Consider the following 18,244-nt stretch of genomic DNA (forward strand, 5'->3'; position numbering starts at 1 on the left):
CTTAAAATTGATTATATACAAATGGTATTTCAGCAAATGGTTCAAATGTTAATACTAGAATTGCTAAAATAACTACAATTGAACTTACTAATGCAAATCCTAAAGCTCTATTTTTCTTTATTTCGTTTATAAAGTTGCTCATCAATTTCAAGCCATCCTTTCCATCCTAGATGCATTACATCACACATAAAATAAGGCGTATATTCTTGATCTTTTAAGTTCAAAACTTCAAATCCTCTTTCTTTAGCCATTTCTTCCACTTTATCGAAAAACTCATCTCTACTTTGCTTAGTCATTCCAGTGTAATCATACCATCTTCCATTAGTTGGTGCTAAAATTATATATGGCTTTATACCAAGATCAACACAAGTGTCTAAATATAATTCATAGTCATCAAATTCTTTTGAATTCATTAAATCAACATTTTTATTTATATCTTTTTGAGATTGTAAATTATTTTTTAAATTCTTGTCATAATATGTGTCATATACGTAGAACTCATTATTAGTTACTTGTTTCTTTGCTTCTTCCTCGGCCTTCTTATGCTCTTCATTCCAATCAACTGTTCTTAGCTGTTTTTCTGATTTTTCAGGTAGTTTCTTTAACCTTCTATATAATAGACCTTTGTCTTTAAGTTCAACAATATTTTCCCTTGCAACAAAATATGGCTTAAATATAACACTTGATACTTTAGATATTAAATTATCGTTTGTATAAAGTTTTGCATAAAGCTTTTCTGGTATATATTGTGAGCTTCCTGATAAAAGCTTATCCACTCTAGCTGTATATGTCTTTTTATGTTCTTCACTTATTTCCTTATTTGATAAAAATTTATAAAATTGCACTGGTGCAAAATTAGCTTGAAAGTCTGTCCCGTCAACACCATGATCACTCATAAACCACTGAAGTGAAATTATAAATGCAACATTTGGTTTCCTCTGGGTATTCTGGCTTCCTAAATTAGATATCTGAGTCAAGTCCTGGCAATATGCTCTACCATTAGTTACGATTGTATCCATTCCTTCTACAGGGAAAAAGGTTGTAGCTAATTGTGAGACTGGTGCCCCTAACTCTGATGACCCCTCTAATATTTGATAGTTATTATTTGTAACAAATTCATTATATACGAGTCCTCTATCTTTATAGCTGCTCCCATACTCTATATTTATTTCAGTTAAATCCTTGCTTTTTAACATAGCTCCTATTTCTTTATCCAAAAAAATATTAAGTAACATAACGGTTACTACAGCTGTAATAATAGGGAATAACATATATATAAGCTTTTTTTTCATTTGTCCCTCCTATTTCTTGTTTTTCTACTACGATTTCCATTTAATTCTATACTAATTTAAGACATATTTCAATGCAAAAGTCCCTTCTATCATAGTATATAAAATCATATGATTAGAATATATTTTCATAATCAAAGGCGGCTTTCTATGACAAATTTTTATAGTACTGTAGTATAAAATAGTTATTGTATTGGATATTAATCATAATATAAAAATATATTCTATTGCAAATTATTTGCATTTGAGTGTATAATATAATAATGCTTTAAGGAGTTGATTATTTGATTACTATAAAAAATCTATCATTTTCCTATACAAAAGGAACAGATTTATTAAAAAATATTAATCTTAATATACCTACTGGAATTTATCTATCTATACTTGGTGAAAACGGAAGCTGTAAGAGTACACTAGTAAAACTTATATTAGGTCTTCTAAAACCTGATAGCGGTTGTATAAGTTTAGATTCTAATAAAATTTCATACGTTTCGCAAAGACTTGATAATTTTAATGCAGAATTTCCAATAACAGTTAAGGAAGTTTTGTCTTGCCATGCCAAGACAGTGGGAATTAAGAATTCAAAGTCCATTCAAAGTTCTCTAAAAAATGTAAACATGAGTGAATTCAGCAATAAGTTGATAGGAAACCTTTCAGGTGGACAACAGCAAAGAATTTTTATTGCTAGAGCGTTAATAGGTGATCCTGATTTAATAATATTAGATGAACCATCAACTGGAATAGATGAAAAGAGCCAAAATGAAATATATCCTCTACTCCAAAGTTTAAATAAGGATTTAGGAAAAACTATTATCTCTGTTGAACATAACACTAAGGTTGCATTAAAGTATTCAACACACATTTTAAAATTAGAAAATTGTTCTATGAAATTATATACAAATGAAGATTTTAAAAGATATTTAGAATCTGAGGATTCATTTTACAACATAATTTAAGTAGTTAAACTATATTTAGGAAGGTAATAATTTATGTTTCAATTAGGTTTTATGCAAAATGCATTTATTGCTGGCTTTATTGTTTCTATGCTGTGTCCTTTTATAGGACTTTTTATTGTTCTTAGACGTTATTCAATGATTGGTGATACATTATCTCATTCATCTTTTGCTGGCGTAGCAATTGGTCTTGTTTTAGGGATTGACCCACTTTTAACTGCATTTTCATTTACTAGCATTTGCGCTCTTGTAATAGAATTTCTAAGAACGTATTATAAAAAATATGCAGAACTTGTTATGTCAATTGTTTTGACATTGAGTTTAGGAATAGCTATTATTTTAATAAGTAGTGGTAAAGCTTCAGCTAAAGTAGATTCATTTTTATTTGGAAGTATTTTAACTGTAACAGATTCTGATATCTGCTTAATCGCCATTGTTGGAGGAATATGCCTTATATGTCTTCTATTTCTATACAACAAATTAATATATGTAACTTTTGATGAAAATGGAGCAAAAACATCTGGAATAAACGTTAAACTCGTTAATTATATTTTTACGCTGCTTGTTGGTGCAACAATTTCTCTTTCTATAAGAGTTATGGGTATCCTTGTTGTTTCATCAATCATAGTGGTTCCAGTTGCAACAGCTATGCAATTAAAAAAAGGGTTCACTACGACCCTAATTTTTGCTATTATTTTTGGTTTTGTGGATGTTATGATAGGACTTATATCTTCTTATTATATAAATAGTGCACCTGGTGGTACTATTGCCTTAATATCGGTTATAGTTCTTCTATTAACACTAATATTTAAAAGATTTTTTAGTTATGAAGATTAGGCTAATACAGGTATTATTATATAATACCTGTAAAATACTCTTCTAATATTTTTACAAATCTCCTCATATCATCTTGATATATATCACCTATATTAGCTATTCTAAATGTGTTTTCTGAAGATATCTTTCCTGGATATATAGTAAATCCCCTGCTATATAAGTAATCATGTAATCTATCAAATTTATAATTTTTTATCTTTGGCTCAATTACTGAAGTCAAAAGCATTGATGATATGTTTTTATCTATTAGTCTATTTAAATTGAGTTTATCTAGTCCATCCCATAAAATTTCACAACACTCTTTATATCTCTTATATCTCTTCTCTATTGTCTCACCCTTAGCCTCTATTATTGCCTGCTTTAATGCATAAAGTATTTGAACTGGCGGCGTAAATCTCATTTGATAATTATCTTTAAAATATGAATATTGTTTGTATATATTAAGGTAGAGGTTTCTAGGTTTTATATTTTGAGTATTATTCAAAGCCTTCTTATCTGCTACTACAAAGCTTATTCCAGCCATACCTTGTATACATTTATTTGAACTCGATGCTAAATATTTTATATTCATCTTATCCATATCTATAGGAATCCCTGCAAATGAACTCATAGCATCTACTATCATCTCAATACTATATTTCTTACAAATTTCACCTAATAATTCTATGTCATTTAATATACCTGTTGTAGTCTCATGATGAACTACCGCTAAATGGCTTATAGCTCCACAATTATTTATTTTACTTTCTTCATTATTCTTTTTAATTACTTCTTCCAACTCTTTTAAGTTTATTGTTTCTATTGGAGAGCTTTTAAATTCTATATAATTCAAATTATATATTTCTGCAATTTCACACATTCTCTTGCCATAAGCCCCATTATTAATTATCAATATTGTTTTATTATCAACTACCGAACTTAAAATCGCCTCAACTGCTGCAGTTCCCGATCCTCCAAATAATATAGTTGTATACTTTTCATTTGAACCTACAAATTCAGTAAGTTCTCTTGATATAAACTCCATAATGCTCCCAAATTCTTTTTCTCTAGGGCAAATATCTGGTACAATCTGAGCGAATTTTACTGTATCCGATGTGGTAGCTGGTCCTGGATTTAATAATATATTTCTTCTGATTTCCAAATTAATTTCCTCCCTGTATAGTTTTATCAAAAAAAACAACAACTCACCATGTATATTAATTCTCTAAAAATTTCATAAACATTTCCTTATTTTCAATTGGTGTTGTTGTAGGTCTCCCCAAATTTTTTCTTGAACCTTTTTTTACTTTTATCTCTAAAAATATAGGACCTTTCTCATTGCTTATTTTTTCCGATAACCTAACTAATTCATCTCTTGAACTACACGAATAGAATTTTTTATATCCACAAGCTTTAGCAATTGCTAAAGTATCTATTTTAAATCCTACAGTTTCTTGACCCCCTACTGAATCATGAGCTCCATTATTTATCAAAATATGCTTAAGATTATCTGTATTTTGATTTCCTATTATAGCTAAGCCACCAAGATGCATTATTAAGGCACCATCCCCGTCAATACAATAGACATCTCTGTCTTTTCTGCTTAATGCAATCCCCAATGCTATTTGAGATGCATGTCCCATAGATCCTACTGTTAAAAAATCCTTACTATGATCTCCATTATATCTTTCTCTCAATTCAAAAAGCTCACGAGAAGCCATTCCAGTTGTCGATACTACAACTGATTTTTCTTTCGCTTTAGATATTAATATTTCTATAGCATCTTCCCTAGTCATTTCTAATTTCAAAGTCTCATCATACTTTATTTGATATTCATCAAAAGTATCTTTTTTCACTACCAATGCATAGGGCTCGTTATTCTCCTTCATATAATTATTTGCTTTCCTTATCTTTTTCCTCATTTCATCATTGCTTGTATTATTATCTAAAATATCATATTTAATGCTTAGAAGGTCTAATGCTTCTATCGTAACAAGTCCTTGTTTCTTATGTTGAGGTTCATCTTTCTTATTGGGCTCACCTCTCCATCCAACTATTAAAAGCACTGGTATACTATAAACCAATTTATCTGTAAGTGATGCAAGTGGATTTAATGCATTTCCAAGACCTGAGTTTTGCATGTATACTAGGCCAATTTTCTTTGTTGCTAAGTGATATCCCGCCGCTATTCCTATTGCATTCCCCTCATTAGCTGAAATTATATTCTTTTCGCTACTTACATTTTCCTTAATGTATGCACAAAAAGACTTTAGTAAAGAATCTGGAACACCCGTAAAGAAATCTATATTGTTATTTAATAGCTCATTATAAAACTCTTTTACTTCAATCATTCTTTTTAACTCCTTTAATATTACGCTTATGAAAACTATATTTTCGGCATACTCCAAATATAATATTTTAATAGTCAGCAAATGAAACAAGCATTCAAATATATCTAATTTCATTTGTTTAATTAATTTCTTTACATTCCTCCTGGAATCAAAGTAAGTATTTCTTTTATAGGCATACAGTTGATTGAAGCCTCTTTTGACCTTCCATTCTCCAAAATACTTTTCGCTGTATTTACCATTGCTGGATATGCACTTCTTATCAGATGATTTGCATAAATAATAACGTTAACTCCTAATTCCATTAACTCTTCCTCTTTCATAAAATTATATGAAGTTGGGACTACTACTAAAGGTACTCTATTTTCAAACTCATTATATCTCCTACAGAATTCAATAATTTCTCTTCCATCTTTCTCTTTACTATGAATCATGATACCATCTGTCCCTGCTTCAATATAAGCTTTAGCTCTTTTTATAGCATCATCCATTCCAGCGCCTGCAATTAAACTTTCAATTCTTGAAATTATCATAAAATCACTAGTTACTCTCGCCTCTCTCCCAGCCCTTATTTTGTCACAAAAATGTTCTATTGTATCTTGAGTTTGCTTCACTTCTGTTCCAAATAATGAATTTTTCTTAAGACCAGTTTTATCTTCAATGATAATAGCTGAAACGCCTAATCTCTCTAAAGTCTTAACCGTATAGACAAAATGTTCAATTTGTCCTCCTGTATCACCATCAACTATTATAGGTTTTGTTGTTACCTCTAAAATATCATTAATTGTATTTAATCTTGATGTTAAATCTACCAATTCTATATCAGGTTTTCCCTTAGCTGTTGAATCACATAATGAACTAATCCACATTCCATCAAACTCTTTTATTTTCCCATCACTTTTAACTTTAGTCTTTTCAACAATGAGTCCTGTCAAGCCATTATGAGCCTCAAGTATTCTTAGGGGTTTCTTTGAATAAATTAATTCCTTTAGGCCTTTCATTCTCATTTGAGGCGTTATACCTATTTTAGCTAATTCTTCATCTAATTTTGAAATGGAAACCCCTTTAGTATATGGAACTTCTATAAGTTCTCCTTCCCATTGTTTTAACACCTCTATAACTTTTTCTCTTAATTCTTTTTGCGAGCCTTCCTTCCAATCATCCCCGTGAAGAACATAGTTAGGTCTAATTTTAAGAAGGTTTGGAACTTGATCTAAGCTTTCTTGAGGAACTACAGATATAACTCCTTTAATATTACTAATCACTTCTTTTCTCTCATCATACTTCATTATTGGATTTCTCCAATAACCTCTTATAACCTCATCTGTATGCAATCCCACTATTATATCTCCAAATTTTCTTGCTTCATTTAGTACGTTTAAATGTCCTTGATGAATTATATCAGCACTCATAGCAACATAAACTGTTTTCATATTCTTTCACACTCTCCTATTTTCTGTATTTTTATATGCATATTTCTAGATGTTAAAACTTAACTATAAAAAATCTATTAACCTAGAACACATCCAAACATTTTCCTCTATACTGCTCTCTCTTCTGAAATTTTTTCTAGCTTTGGTATGATTGATTTCTTTATTCTTTCAAGATGATTTTTATCATCTATTTCTCCCCATACTAAATTTTCAATCTTTAGATATCCTACTTTTCTTTTTTTAGCAGAATCAAATATTGCATCCTCATAATCGTATTTCTTTGTCACCTCGCACTTATCTTCAAAAATACTATCATAATCATATATTTTTCTATTAAATTCTTTATATTGCTTCAACATTTCCTTATACAACGCTAATGATATTTTAGAAATCCCAACCAATTCCCCATATACATGTCCTATTTCTTCTCTTCTTTTAGATATTTTATATAAGTTATTATCTCTAACTTCTACAAAGCATTCATCTCCGGAATCTGTTTTTCCACTTAGTAAAATACAATCATTTTCTTCAAAATTTATAGTCTTTATTAGTGCATAAACCTCATATATTAAATCACTTTCAAGTAACAAAAAGTCTTCTTTTAATTCATTTTCAAGAATTGATAGTGAGGTCATGCTGCCAGTAGCTTTATATTTTCTATTTTTTCTTGTTTCTATATAATTTTTATCTTTTGCTAGTTCATCATAAAATTCATGCAAATGTCCTGTTACTATATAAATCTTATCTATGCCTAGACTTCGTAATTTCTCAATAGATCTTTCTATCAAGCTTTTCCCATTTACCTTTATAAATCCTTTTGGTAACATATCCTTTGTTATATCCTGCAATCTTGATCCCATTCCAGCTGCTAAAATTACTGCTGTTCTTACTTTACTCATTTTTCCCCTCCATCCAGTTCATATTTTGAACAAAATTATCTTAACATCTTTCATTGTTCAAAACAATATGTTCATACAAAAATTTACTTTAATTCTAAAAATATATTCAAAAAAAGAACCACTCCTTATCTGCTTGATAGGAAGTGGTTCTTTTTTATACTGCTTTTATTTTAGAATATTATTTTGATACTACATTTGTAGATGATGCTATAGTTGTGTTTGTTGCTGGAATCATTAATTTGTTAAACTCTTCTTGAGAAACTTTTAATGTGCTAGTTGGGAAAGTTATCCCTTTTACATCACTCTTAGTATCTGTTGTTTTCATAGTTAATGCAATAGTTCCAAAATCTTTAATTTGTAAATTCATATTGAAATCTGAGCTATAATCATTATCTGTGAACACTTCTTTTGAATTAATAGTTGTTCCAGATAATGATGCCTTAATTTCAGGTAATGATTTATCAAATTCTGGGCTGTTAGCAGCAGTTTTCATCTGTGTAATACTTTCAGCTGGCAATCCTAACTTAAATGTACTATTAAGATTATCTAAATTATTAGCTGTTGCTTTTAATGCTTTTGCGGCTAAATCTACAGTTTTATCTGCATCAAGATTTATTGTATATTCTCTTCCATTTTGAACGAAAGGTAAATCAAGATCAGCATTTCCTCCAAATATCATCTTTCCGAATTCAACCATTCCATCTGGTTGAGTCATTAGTGCTTTTAATTTTGTTGTATCAACACCTGATGCTTGAGTATCAATTCCTATATACTCTTGAGTTATATTATTTAAACCTGTTGGAGCGCTTTGTCCAGTTAAAGAAGATATCCCTTGGTAAAAGCTCTTATTTATATAACTTGTAGTTCCATCTGAATATGCTTTAAGTTCTGGAATATTAAGTTTTCCTGCTGGATCAGTAAATGTCATATCAACATATGATTTATCTTTTGCTGTATATCCAGTAGCTGCAAATTTTATTTCTTGTTTTGTTTCAGTCCCATCTTTTCCTTTTACATTGATATTTAAGTCTCCATCAATGCTTGATGTTGTTGCTTCCCATTTAGCCGTATTTGAAAGTTCCTGTGCATAATTAAGTGTTGCTTGGCTACATCCAGCCATTGTTCCAACAGTTAACGCTGCTGTCATAATGAATGCCAAAGTTTTTTTCATTTTCATTTTTCTTTCCCCCTGTAAATACTCATATTTATCCGATAGCTAGCATCCGTAAAACTCCCACTTCTTTAAGCCTGAGATAACGGCTGCACGCTCCTGGATAAGTTCAACTAAGATTCAAATGAGGATCAAACCCTACCTGAATAAAGTTTCACTTGATGATAAAAATGCAATGTATGTTAATAATTTACTTTTCATCATATTTCTATTATACATATTTTTCATTAATAAATGATAGAAAAAAATATTAAATTTACCTTAATTTATACTTAATATTTCTAAATATTTTTTAACAAATATCTTTACACACTATATTTCTTTTGCTTTACAAATTTTATATGAAATTTTATATGAAATATATCCTATAATTATTGTGACTAACATGCTGATAATTATTAATATCAACTTATTATTTATAATAAAATCTAAAGAATTCTCTAATATAAAACCATCCTTATTGACCAAAAATGATGGTAACGCAAATATGAAAAATGCAGGTAACAGATATACTAATATTGATATTGCTTTTCCTTTTTCCATCCCAAACTTATAATATATAGGATATTGAATAAAACAAGTTATTAAGCTCATTAACCCGCAAAAGAACATTGTTAGAACTTCAAAGTTTTGAACTCTACTAATCTGATATAGATAAGTCACAATAGATGTATTAATGAGAAATATAAACAAAGCTACACCTATTAAATATAAAAATCTACCAAGAACCATATCAGAAATTTTACCAGGAAACATATAATACATTTGAGTACTTTTTTCATTACCTTGAGTACTAAATGGTACTGTTGCTAAAATTATTAAAAAGAAAAATAAATATGATAATGCCATAGTGTATGTTTCTCCTGAAAACATAAATAAAGCACAAAATATTGCTGGAGCTAACACATAAAGCCTAATACTTTCTTTTATTAATCTTAAATCAAATTTTAAATAACTTATTGATCTACTCATATTTTAAAACCTCTTTCTCTTTATAAATTCTACATAGAATTAATACTAAAACATAATATATATGTCACAATTCACAATTCCAGTTAAAATTCTTGCAATATTTTTAGAATTATGATAGAGAATTATTCTTGCAACGTATATGCATAGAATATTTTATTACTGATCCCTTTTTCCATTGATATAAAATATCACAATGTCATCCATCGATGGTTTTTCTACTAACAAATCTTTACTTATATACTCTCTATTCTTTGAATCAATTAATCCTTCAAATCCAAAATCAGAAGACTTATATCCAATTAACTTCTCTTTTAATTCTTCTGTTAAATCATCAAGACCACCTTTAACCAATAGATGATTTTCTAGTACATTCTCTGTTATATCATAAAATACCTTTTCTCCATTATTAATAAAGAATAGATAATCTGTTATCTTTTCAAGATCACTTGTTATATGGGTTGAAAATAGAACACTTTTTTCTCCATCTGCTATATATTCCTGTAATATCTCTAAAACTTCATTTCTAACTACTGGATCAAGGCCACTTGTTGGTTCATCTAATAGAAGAAGTTTTGTATTTCTTGATAAAATACTTGCAAAAGATAATTTAACTTTCATTCCCTTTGAAAATTCTTTTATTTTTTTCTTATAAGGAAGGTTCCATTTTCCAGCATATTCATTAAATTTGCTTTCATCAAATGAAGTATAAAAATCTTTGAGTGTATTAATTACATCTTTTAATGTAAAATTTATTGGAAAGTAGCATTCATCTCCGATAAATCCTATCATGTCCTTATAAACTTCTTCTCCATCCTCATAACTCTTGCCAAATACTTTTATTACTCCACTATCTTTTTTCAATTGATTCATTATAAGTTTTATAGTCGTTGTTTTCCCAGCACCATTTTGTCCCACATATCCTAATATATAACCTTTTGGCAATTCCAAATTTATATTTTTAAGTTCAAAGCCATCAAATGTTTTATTTAAGTTCTTTATTTCAAGTGCATTCATATTTCCCTACTCCTTAAAATCATATTCTTAATAATAACGTGTATTGTAATAATTAAACTTCCACATATTCTATCCGATAGCTAGCATCCGTAACACTCCCTTATAACGGCTACATGCTACTGGATAAGTTCAATTAAATTCAGCTTGAGTATAAAACTCCATCTGAAAAGTTTCACTTTATGTAATTTGCTCATCTGCCAATGTTTTTAGCATAACCACCAATTCATCATTAGATATATTTGCTAGTTTCCCATTTTCAATAGCAACCATGAGGGCTTCTTCTATTTTCTTTAAATATTGTTCCCTTACCATTTCGCTATCCTTAGGAAGTACATAACTTCCCTTTCCTCTAAGAGTTGCTATAAACCCTTCACTTTCAAGGTCAGAATAAGCTCTGGTTGTGGTAATAACACTTATCCCTAAGTCCTTCGCCAGCTGTCTTATTGATGGCAAAAACTCATTTTCTAAAATTTCGCCTGACAGGATTTGTTCTTTTATTTGAGCTTTAATTTGCTCATAAATAGGCAAATCAGATTTATTAGAAAGTAATATTTTCAAATTACTACTTCGCCTCCTTTGTGTTCATACTGTATATATACAATATATACAGTATGAACAGTTTTGTCAATAATTTTTTTAGTACACTCTCAATTCAAAAAGACCATTAGGTGATTTATATTCTCACCTAATGGTCTTTAATATCTTAATTCTATTTTTTTAATTTCCTTCTGCTATAACTTTATCTTGAACATTATTAAATACATCTTTATCCAATTCATTAAAGCTCTTAGCAACTGTTACTGCTGTAACCATTGATCCATCAACATTAAGCGCTGTTCTCGCCATATCTAATATCGGATCTATTGCAAGTATTCCTCCTGCAAGAGGGAAGAAACTTCCCATTCCCATTCCTGATATTACTACTGATACTGACATTATTGCTGTTCCTGGTAATCCAGCTATTCCAAAGGAACTTATAATTATAGTAATTACCAGCATAGCGTAGAAGCTAAAATCCATTGGAGTTCCAGACATATTTGCAATTGTAACAGCCATTAATGCTGGATATATAGCAGCACAGCCATTCATTCCCATATTAGCTCCAAGGCTTCCTGCAAAGCTTGCAATTCCTTTTTCAACTCCGACTTTTTTATTCAAAGTCTCAATAGTAACTGGTAAAGTTCCAAGACTTGATCTAGATGTAAAAGCCAAAACTAACGGCTCAATTACATTTCTTAAATATTGAATAGGATTTAAGCCATTAAGTGAAATTATTACAAGATGAATTACAAATACAATAATAACACTTACATATAAAGCAACTATGAAATTAACCACATTTATTATTGCTGATATTCCATTTGATGCAACTGTATTTGAAAGTAGTGGTAATACAGCATATGGCATAAATCTGATAACTGTTCTAGCTACAGTAGTCATTATGTTATAGAATGCCTCTATAACATCTATTGCTGGTTTTATAATATCTTTGTTAGTCTTATTTAGTTTTCTTATAGCTATTCCAAGAAATGCTGCAAATATAACAACAGCCACTATGTTTGCATCTGCCATTGCTTTTATTGGATTTGCTGGTAAAAGTCCTCTCATAGTATCTACAAAAGATGTTATTTCTTTTAATTCAGCTTTACTTTGGATTGCTTCAACTCCAACGCCAAGTCTAAATAAATTCCCGATTATTATAGCAACTATTGAAGCAATAGCTGTAGTTCCTAATAAAACAAATATTGATCTAGAAGTAAGTTTTCCTAAACTTTGTTTTTCATCCATGTTTATTATAACTTTTAACATTGAAAGAAAAACTAATGGTACTACTAACATTTTTAATAGGTCCATGAATCCATTTCCTACTAGCCCATACCATTTTGTAACCTCACCTATCCAAACAACATCTCCTGTATTGCTTGGAAATCCTGCTATAAATTGTATTATAACTCCAAGTAATAATCCTCCCACAGTTGAAATAATCATACGTTTTGAAAAGTTTAATCCAGCCTTTTCTAACTTATAAAGTCCATAGAATAGACCTATTAAAATTGCTATAAATATTATTGGTTTATAGCTTGTTATCATTATAAATTTCGAAAAAAATGTATTATCCATTGTTACCTCCTATAATTCCTACAATTCCTATATAATTAGTATATTTATAGTATCAATTATATGATCATATGTCAATAAAAGTTAATACTATTTTTAAATATATTCTTCCTGAAAACATATACTTCTTAATACTTTATAATAATTATGGAATACTTATTATTACATTAATCAAAATATCATTTAAAATTTATGACAAAAAAATAACCACCATGAATATAACTTTCGATTATCAAAAGCTAATATTCATAATAGTTATGTAAATTTTACTCATGAAGTCTTCTTATTATTTTATATGCAACCACATTTTCCATGACCATTGGTGATTTATGAGCAAAAAAGATTATTCCATCAGTAGGAGATGTAATTTTTTCAATAATTTCACCTTCATATGGATGAATTATTTCTGCAAGAACATCTCCTCTTTCCACTCCATCTCCTGGATTTTTTAACCTTCTATATATTCCACCTGTAGTAGTCTTTACCGAAAGCAAATCATCTTCCTGCAAAACACTAGCTATGTATCCACTGTGACTAGTATACTTTATAACTCCCATTCTAGTTAAAAATCTTAATACAGCCACTACTGCATGTTTGGCAGAAACTTCATCAATTTGATCTGTTGCATTTGTATATAAAGAGAAGGCACTTGCATTCCACATCTGCCAATTATAGTTTAATGTCATGGTATCATAAGGTTTCGGCTTACGAATTAATACATACTGAAGTCCAAATAAATTTGCAAGACTTGGACTCTGATATCCTGTTTCCATCATCCTTATATGCGGAATAAAATCTCCTGGCATATAAAAACTAGCAAACTGTATTCCATACGTATAATCCTTAACTTGTTCAAAAACACCACTTGCAATTCTCTGAGTTGTTTCCCCATTCACTTCTCCTGGGAACATTCTATTTATATCAGTGTTGTCCATTGTCCAAAATCTTTTTCCTATATTCATTGAATGAGGATTTACACAAGGAATCACAAGGATTTCGCTATGTCTTGAGATTGCTCCCCTTTGCTCTAACTTAGTTAAAGTTTTAATCAATTGAGAACACGTATATAATTGCTGTATCTCATTTCCCCTTATTGCACCTACTATGCATGCTGACTTTCCACCTTTTCCAAATTTATATCCTGTTATTCTCATATCATCTCTATGAGGTGACTTTAATGTATATATTATTTCTTTTATCATTTTACACCTCCAAGTACCCTCGCAATAAGTGATCCTTCATAAACAACTGGGTATTCTCTCAATGTAAATACTACTCCATCACAAGATGAAATAACCTCTTCTTCTATCTCTCCAGTTAAGGAATTAAAAATCTCTCCAATTTTTTCTTCTCTTTTTATTTCATCCAAATGTTTTACACAAGGCATAAATATTCCTGATGAATTAGCATTTATAAAATTCACTTCTTTTTCAGTTGATATTATGGGGTCTCTTACAGGATTTACTGTCCCATTCCATATGCCCAATTTTTTCATTAAATTAAATATACCTTCCACTAATTGATCCCCATATTCTTGTGTAATTCTCATTCCAACCCCCATCTCTACAAGCAATGTTGGTATATTTTTATTATTTAAGCTATATGTAAGTGTTGATTCCAGAACAGTAGACTCTGGATGAACCCATATAAAATCCATATTCAACAGCTTTGCATAAGGTACTAATTTATCCTTTATATGCTCACTCACTCTAACTTGAGGCACTTCTCTCAAAAATATATTGCTTGCATGCAGGTCTATGCATATATCAGCCCCTTCTATATCTTCAATAATTTTAGCTGCAACATGTTCTGCCATTGCTCCGCTTTCAGATCCTGGAAATATTCTATTCATATCTAAATCAAATGTTGGCATTCCCCTATGTACTGAATCTATTCCAAGCGGATTTAAAGATGGGTATATATCAACAATTCCATTTAAGTATTTAATATTTTCTTTAATTTTTCTTATTAATTTATAACATACATATTGACCTTCAAGTTCATCTCCATGAAGACCTGTTATAATACATATTCTTTTAGCCTTTTCATTAATATTTACTGACGTAAGTCTATTTTTTTTGATTACTAACTTCTCATCAACCGCTAATCCTAAAGATACTACCGTTTCTACCATGTTCCCCTCCATATGCTCACACTCAAAAACCTATTCTGTAAAAACAATCTAAATTAATATTATTATTGTAAAAAAATTTTCTTTTATACAAAAAATAAGCAAAGAATCCCACTGTGTGAGCTTCTTTGCTTTAATCTAATATTACTACTTGGATATTTTATTGTCAAACTTTTTTACATGCCATATATAAAATTACTTTCCAAAATATTTGAATATTATTTATATACACTCTTTTATTGATTCTTCCAATACATCAATTCCATATTTAACTTGTTCATCTGTCATAACTAGTGGTGGTAGGAAACGAATTACATTTCCAAGTATACCTGCATTTAAGAATATAACACCATTTTCATAACATTTTTTAATTATAGATTTAACTAAATCTGCTGCTGGCTCTTTTGTGCTTCTATCTTTTACAAATTCTAATCCTACCATTGCACCTAAGCCTCTTACATCACCTATAACTGTATACTTTTCCTTCATCTCATTTAGTCTTTCCATAATATATCCGCCAAGTTTTAATGATTTTTCACATAGATTTTCTTTTTCAATCTTCTCAATAACTTTAAGCGCTGCTACGCATCCAAGAGGACTTCCAGAATACGTTCCGCCAATTCCACCAACACATGCTGAATCCATTATTTCCTTTTTAGCCACAACTGCGCTTAGCGGCACTCCAGCTGCTATTGATTTTGACATAGTGATAATATCTGGTTCTATACCATAATGTTCATGTGCAAACATTTTTCCTGTTCTTGCAAATCCTGCTTGTATCTCATCAACTATAAATACTATATTGTTCTCATTACAAACTTTTTGCAATTCTCTCATGTATTTTGCAGATGGAACTACAAATCCACCTTCACCTTGTAATGGCTCAATTATTAAACATGCAATCATGTCTGGAGAAAGTGTTGTTTTAAGCATAGTTTTTAGTCTATTAATACATTCATCTGCATATTCTTCTTCTGAAACTCCAAGTGGTGCTCTATACGAATAAGGGAAATCAAATTTATATGTTTCTGGTGCAAATGGTCCAAAACCATTTTTGTATGGTTTATATTTACTTGTTATTGACATAGTCATATTTGTACGACCATGGAAAGACCCAGTAGCTGAAAGTACTCCTGTTTTCTTAGTATAAGTCCTTGCTATTTTTATAGCATTTTCTACTGCCTCTGCTCCACTATTAGCAAACATTACTTTCTTTTCGTAATCTCCAACTGTTATTTCAGTTAATTTTTTTGCCAAAGCACCGTAAGATTCATATGTTACTACATTATAGCTTGGGTGAATAAATAATTCTGTTTGTTTCTTTATCTCTTCAACAATCTCAGGGTCACAATGTCCAACATTTTGAACACCAATTCCTGCTGCAAAATCTAAAAATACATTTCCATCTACATCTTTAATTAATGCTCCTTTTGCTTCAGCTATAGCAATACCAGTTGATACTGAAACTCCATCGGCAACATATTTTTTTCTTTCCTCTAATATCTCTATTGATTTAGGACCTGGTATTGATGTTACTAATTTTACATTTGATTCTTCTATCATTATAAAACCCTCCATTAACGTTTATTTTCTTAATATATTTCTAATTCCATAAAAAAGGAGCCATCATGTTTATTTACACGAAAGACTCCATTGCCTATAAAATTTATTTAAATTTCTTAACTTGTTTATATAATAATACTTTCTATTTTTCTTTTCTATGTCCAAGCATTATAATGTTTTTGTCTATTTTGACTAAAGTCCCAACATCAAATACACATAAACATATTAAAACTTAGATTAATACATGATCAAAATTAATGTATTAGTGCACATTGACTATATTATTTATCTTCCTATTTAAGAATTTTACCAATGTCTAGTGCAATCTTTACTTTAATACAATCATTAAAATTCCGTAAATCACAATTTAATAGTTCTTCTATTTTTTTAATTTTATATTTAAGGGTGTTTCTATGAAGAAATAGCTTTTCTGCTGTAACTGTGATATTACAATTCTCATTTAGATACATCTCCAATATTTCAACTAAATTGTTATCTTTACTATCAGAACTACTAATTGGACCTAGAACTTCTGAGAAATAATTTTCTAATATACTCCTATTCTCAACGCTGAAAAGTATGCTGTAAATCCCTATATCTTTGTATCTTGTAATTGTGCCATCTAAACCTTGGCATTTAGCACTATTTATCGCTAGCTCCGCTTCATTTAATGATTGTTTCATCATTTTTAAATCCTTGTACGAGTTTCCTATTCCTACACTTACAGACATTCCATCCATGCGATTCTTTGTAGCTAACTGTATCTCTTTTAACGCCTTGTCTAATCTATTCATGCAATTTTCTTCTGACCTAATAAAAAAGATTACAGCATCATCCTTATCTATTATTGGTACCTTTAGTGCATGTTTATCAAGTATATCTTGAACCACTTTTCTAAAGTTTATTTTAATCTTAGATATACTTTTCTCATCACCTAAATTCTTTAACTTTAAGTATCTCTCGAAACCATCAATATCTATAACACATATGCAACATCCGCCTGATAGATTATATCCAAAATATGCGGCCTTTTGTATTGCATCTCCTTCTAATTCACCATCTCCAAATAGAATATTACTTAAAAAATGTGATAGAGAATTCTCTTCAATACGAGATAAAATAATAGCATTGCTAATTTCCCTTGAGACTTCAACCAATTTAACTTCCCAAGGCAATGTGAACAATGGAATTTCAAGTTCATTAGCGAGTTTAATCGCCTCTTCAGATACATTCCTTATGTATGGACCTATATTTACTACTAAGCCCGAACCATTTTTCTCACTAATTCCTTTAATAAAATCTAGTAATAGCCCCTCATTTTCTCTAATTCCAACGCCGGTTATAAATATGATTTCTCCACCTTGCAGCCATTTAATTCCCTCCAATGGATTCTCAAAACATTCCGCCACATATATCCACTCTATGCTTTTTTCTAAGCCACCTTCTCCACCAACAAGATTAATTTTTCTTAAGGAATCTAATTTAAGTATATCTTTTACCGAAATTGACATAAACTTCACCCTTGCCCCTCTAATTA

At 29.9% G+C, this 18,244-nt stretch carries 17 protein-coding genes; 2 read left to right on the plus strand and 15 right to left on the minus strand.

Features of this window, described 5'->3' with window-relative positions; genetic code table 11:
- Position 1: 1 nt before the first annotated feature.
- Together F3K33_RS26530 and dltD are read right to left on the minus strand one after the other, a co-directional pair.
- Complete coding sequence (locus F3K33_RS26530; RefSeq protein ID WP_017212532.1) at positions 2-142, minus strand: hypothetical protein; 141 nt, start codon at positions 140-142, stop codon at positions 2-4.
- A complete protein-coding gene (gene dltD / locus F3K33_RS22160) occupies positions 108-1,292 on the minus strand; it encodes a D-alanyl-lipoteichoic acid biosynthesis protein DltD (RefSeq protein ID WP_023973539.1) in 1,185 nt (394 codons plus the stop codon). The genes F3K33_RS26530 and dltD overlap by 35 nt, the downstream gene beginning before the upstream one ends.
- Positions 1,293-1,573: 281 nt before the next feature.
- On the opposite strand from dltD, the gene F3K33_RS22165 reads away from it, so the two are divergent.
- Together F3K33_RS22165 and F3K33_RS22170 are read left to right on the plus strand one after the other, a co-directional pair.
- Positions 1,574-2,245 (plus strand): metal ABC transporter ATP-binding protein, encoded by a 672-nt coding sequence (locus F3K33_RS22165; protein WP_012060491.1) that lies wholly within the window; start codon positions 1,574-1,576, stop codon positions 2,243-2,245.
- 33 nt (positions 2,246-2,278) lie between these two features.
- Positions 2,279-3,079, plus strand: coding sequence for a metal ABC transporter permease (locus F3K33_RS22170; RefSeq protein ID WP_012060492.1), 801 nt, complete (start codon positions 2,279-2,281; stop codon positions 3,077-3,079).
- A 16-nt stretch (positions 3,080-3,095) separates the two neighbouring features.
- Here F3K33_RS22170 and F3K33_RS22175 read toward each other — a convergent pair whose 3' ends face one another.
- From F3K33_RS22175 to F3K33_RS22235, 13 genes are all read right to left on the minus strand, one after another.
- On the minus strand, positions 3,096-4,220 hold the full coding sequence (locus F3K33_RS22175; protein ID WP_039770163.1) for a 2-aminoethylphosphonate aminotransferase: 1,125 nt from the start codon (positions 4,218-4,220) through the stop codon (positions 3,096-3,098).
- Between the two features lie 55 nt (positions 4,221-4,275).
- Positions 4,276-5,409, minus strand: a complete 1,134-nt coding sequence (aepY, locus tag F3K33_RS22180; RefSeq protein ID WP_039770272.1) for a phosphonopyruvate decarboxylase — start codon at positions 5,407-5,409, stop codon at positions 4,276-4,278.
- A 131-nt stretch (positions 5,410-5,540) separates the two neighbouring features.
- Positions 5,541-6,839 carry a phosphoenolpyruvate mutase gene (aepX, locus tag F3K33_RS22185; RefSeq protein ID WP_039770161.1) on the minus strand — a complete coding sequence of 433 codons (1,299 nt, stop codon included), beginning with the start codon at positions 6,837-6,839 and terminating at the stop codon, positions 5,541-5,543.
- Positions 6,840-6,946: 107 nt separating this feature from the next.
- Positions 6,947-7,738 (minus strand): phosphocholine cytidylyltransferase family protein, encoded by a 792-nt coding sequence (locus F3K33_RS22190; RefSeq protein WP_023973544.1) that lies wholly within the window; start codon positions 7,736-7,738, stop codon positions 6,947-6,949.
- A 178-nt stretch (positions 7,739-7,916) separates the two neighbouring features.
- The gene (locus F3K33_RS22195) at positions 7,917-8,915 is read right to left on the minus strand and encodes a hypothetical protein (protein WP_023973545.1); all 999 of its coding nucleotides are present in this window, start codon (positions 8,913-8,915) and stop codon (positions 7,917-7,919) included.
- A gap of 306 nt (positions 8,916-9,221) precedes the next feature.
- Entirely contained in the window at positions 9,222-9,881 is a 660-nt protein-coding gene (locus tag F3K33_RS22200) for an ABC-2 transporter permease (protein ID WP_023973546.1), read from the minus strand.
- Positions 9,882-10,037: 156 nt separating this feature from the next.
- Entirely contained in the window at positions 10,038-10,895 is an 858-nt protein-coding gene (locus F3K33_RS22205; RefSeq protein WP_039770159.1) for an ABC transporter ATP-binding protein, read from the minus strand.
- 177 nt (positions 10,896-11,072) lie between these two features.
- Positions 11,073-11,453, minus strand: a complete 381-nt coding sequence (locus F3K33_RS22210) for a GntR family transcriptional regulator (protein ID WP_017212540.1) — start codon at positions 11,451-11,453, stop codon at positions 11,073-11,075.
- A gap of 159 nt (positions 11,454-11,612) precedes the next feature.
- A complete protein-coding gene (locus F3K33_RS22215) occupies positions 11,613-13,016 on the minus strand; it encodes a cation:dicarboxylate symporter family transporter (protein WP_039770157.1) in 1,404 nt (467 codons plus the stop codon).
- A gap of 263 nt (positions 13,017-13,279) precedes the next feature.
- The gene (locus tag F3K33_RS22220) at positions 13,280-14,215 is read right to left on the minus strand and encodes a M14 family metallopeptidase (protein ID WP_012060502.1); all 936 of its coding nucleotides are present in this window, start codon (positions 14,213-14,215) and stop codon (positions 13,280-13,282) included.
- On the minus strand, positions 14,212-15,147 hold the full coding sequence (locus F3K33_RS22225; RefSeq protein WP_023973549.1) for a M14 family metallopeptidase: 936 nt from the start codon (positions 15,145-15,147) through the stop codon (positions 14,212-14,214). Before F3K33_RS22225 ends, F3K33_RS22220 begins: the two co-directional genes overlap by 4 nt.
- A 219-nt stretch (positions 15,148-15,366) precedes the next feature.
- Positions 15,367-16,707, minus strand: a complete 1,341-nt coding sequence (gabT, locus tag F3K33_RS22230; RefSeq protein ID WP_012060504.1) for a 4-aminobutyrate--2-oxoglutarate transaminase — start codon at positions 16,705-16,707, stop codon at positions 15,367-15,369.
- A 293-nt stretch (positions 16,708-17,000) separates the two neighbouring features.
- Positions 17,001-18,218 (minus strand): PucR family transcriptional regulator, encoded by a 1,218-nt coding sequence (locus F3K33_RS22235; RefSeq protein WP_023973550.1) that lies wholly within the window; start codon positions 18,216-18,218, stop codon positions 17,001-17,003.
- Positions 18,219-18,244 lie beyond the last annotated feature (26 nt).

Origin of the sequence: Clostridium beijerinckii (genome assembly GCF_008705175.1) — a bacterium.
In the GTDB taxonomy this organism is placed as follows: Bacteria; Bacillota; Clostridia; order Clostridiales; family Clostridiaceae; genus Clostridium; species Clostridium beijerinckii.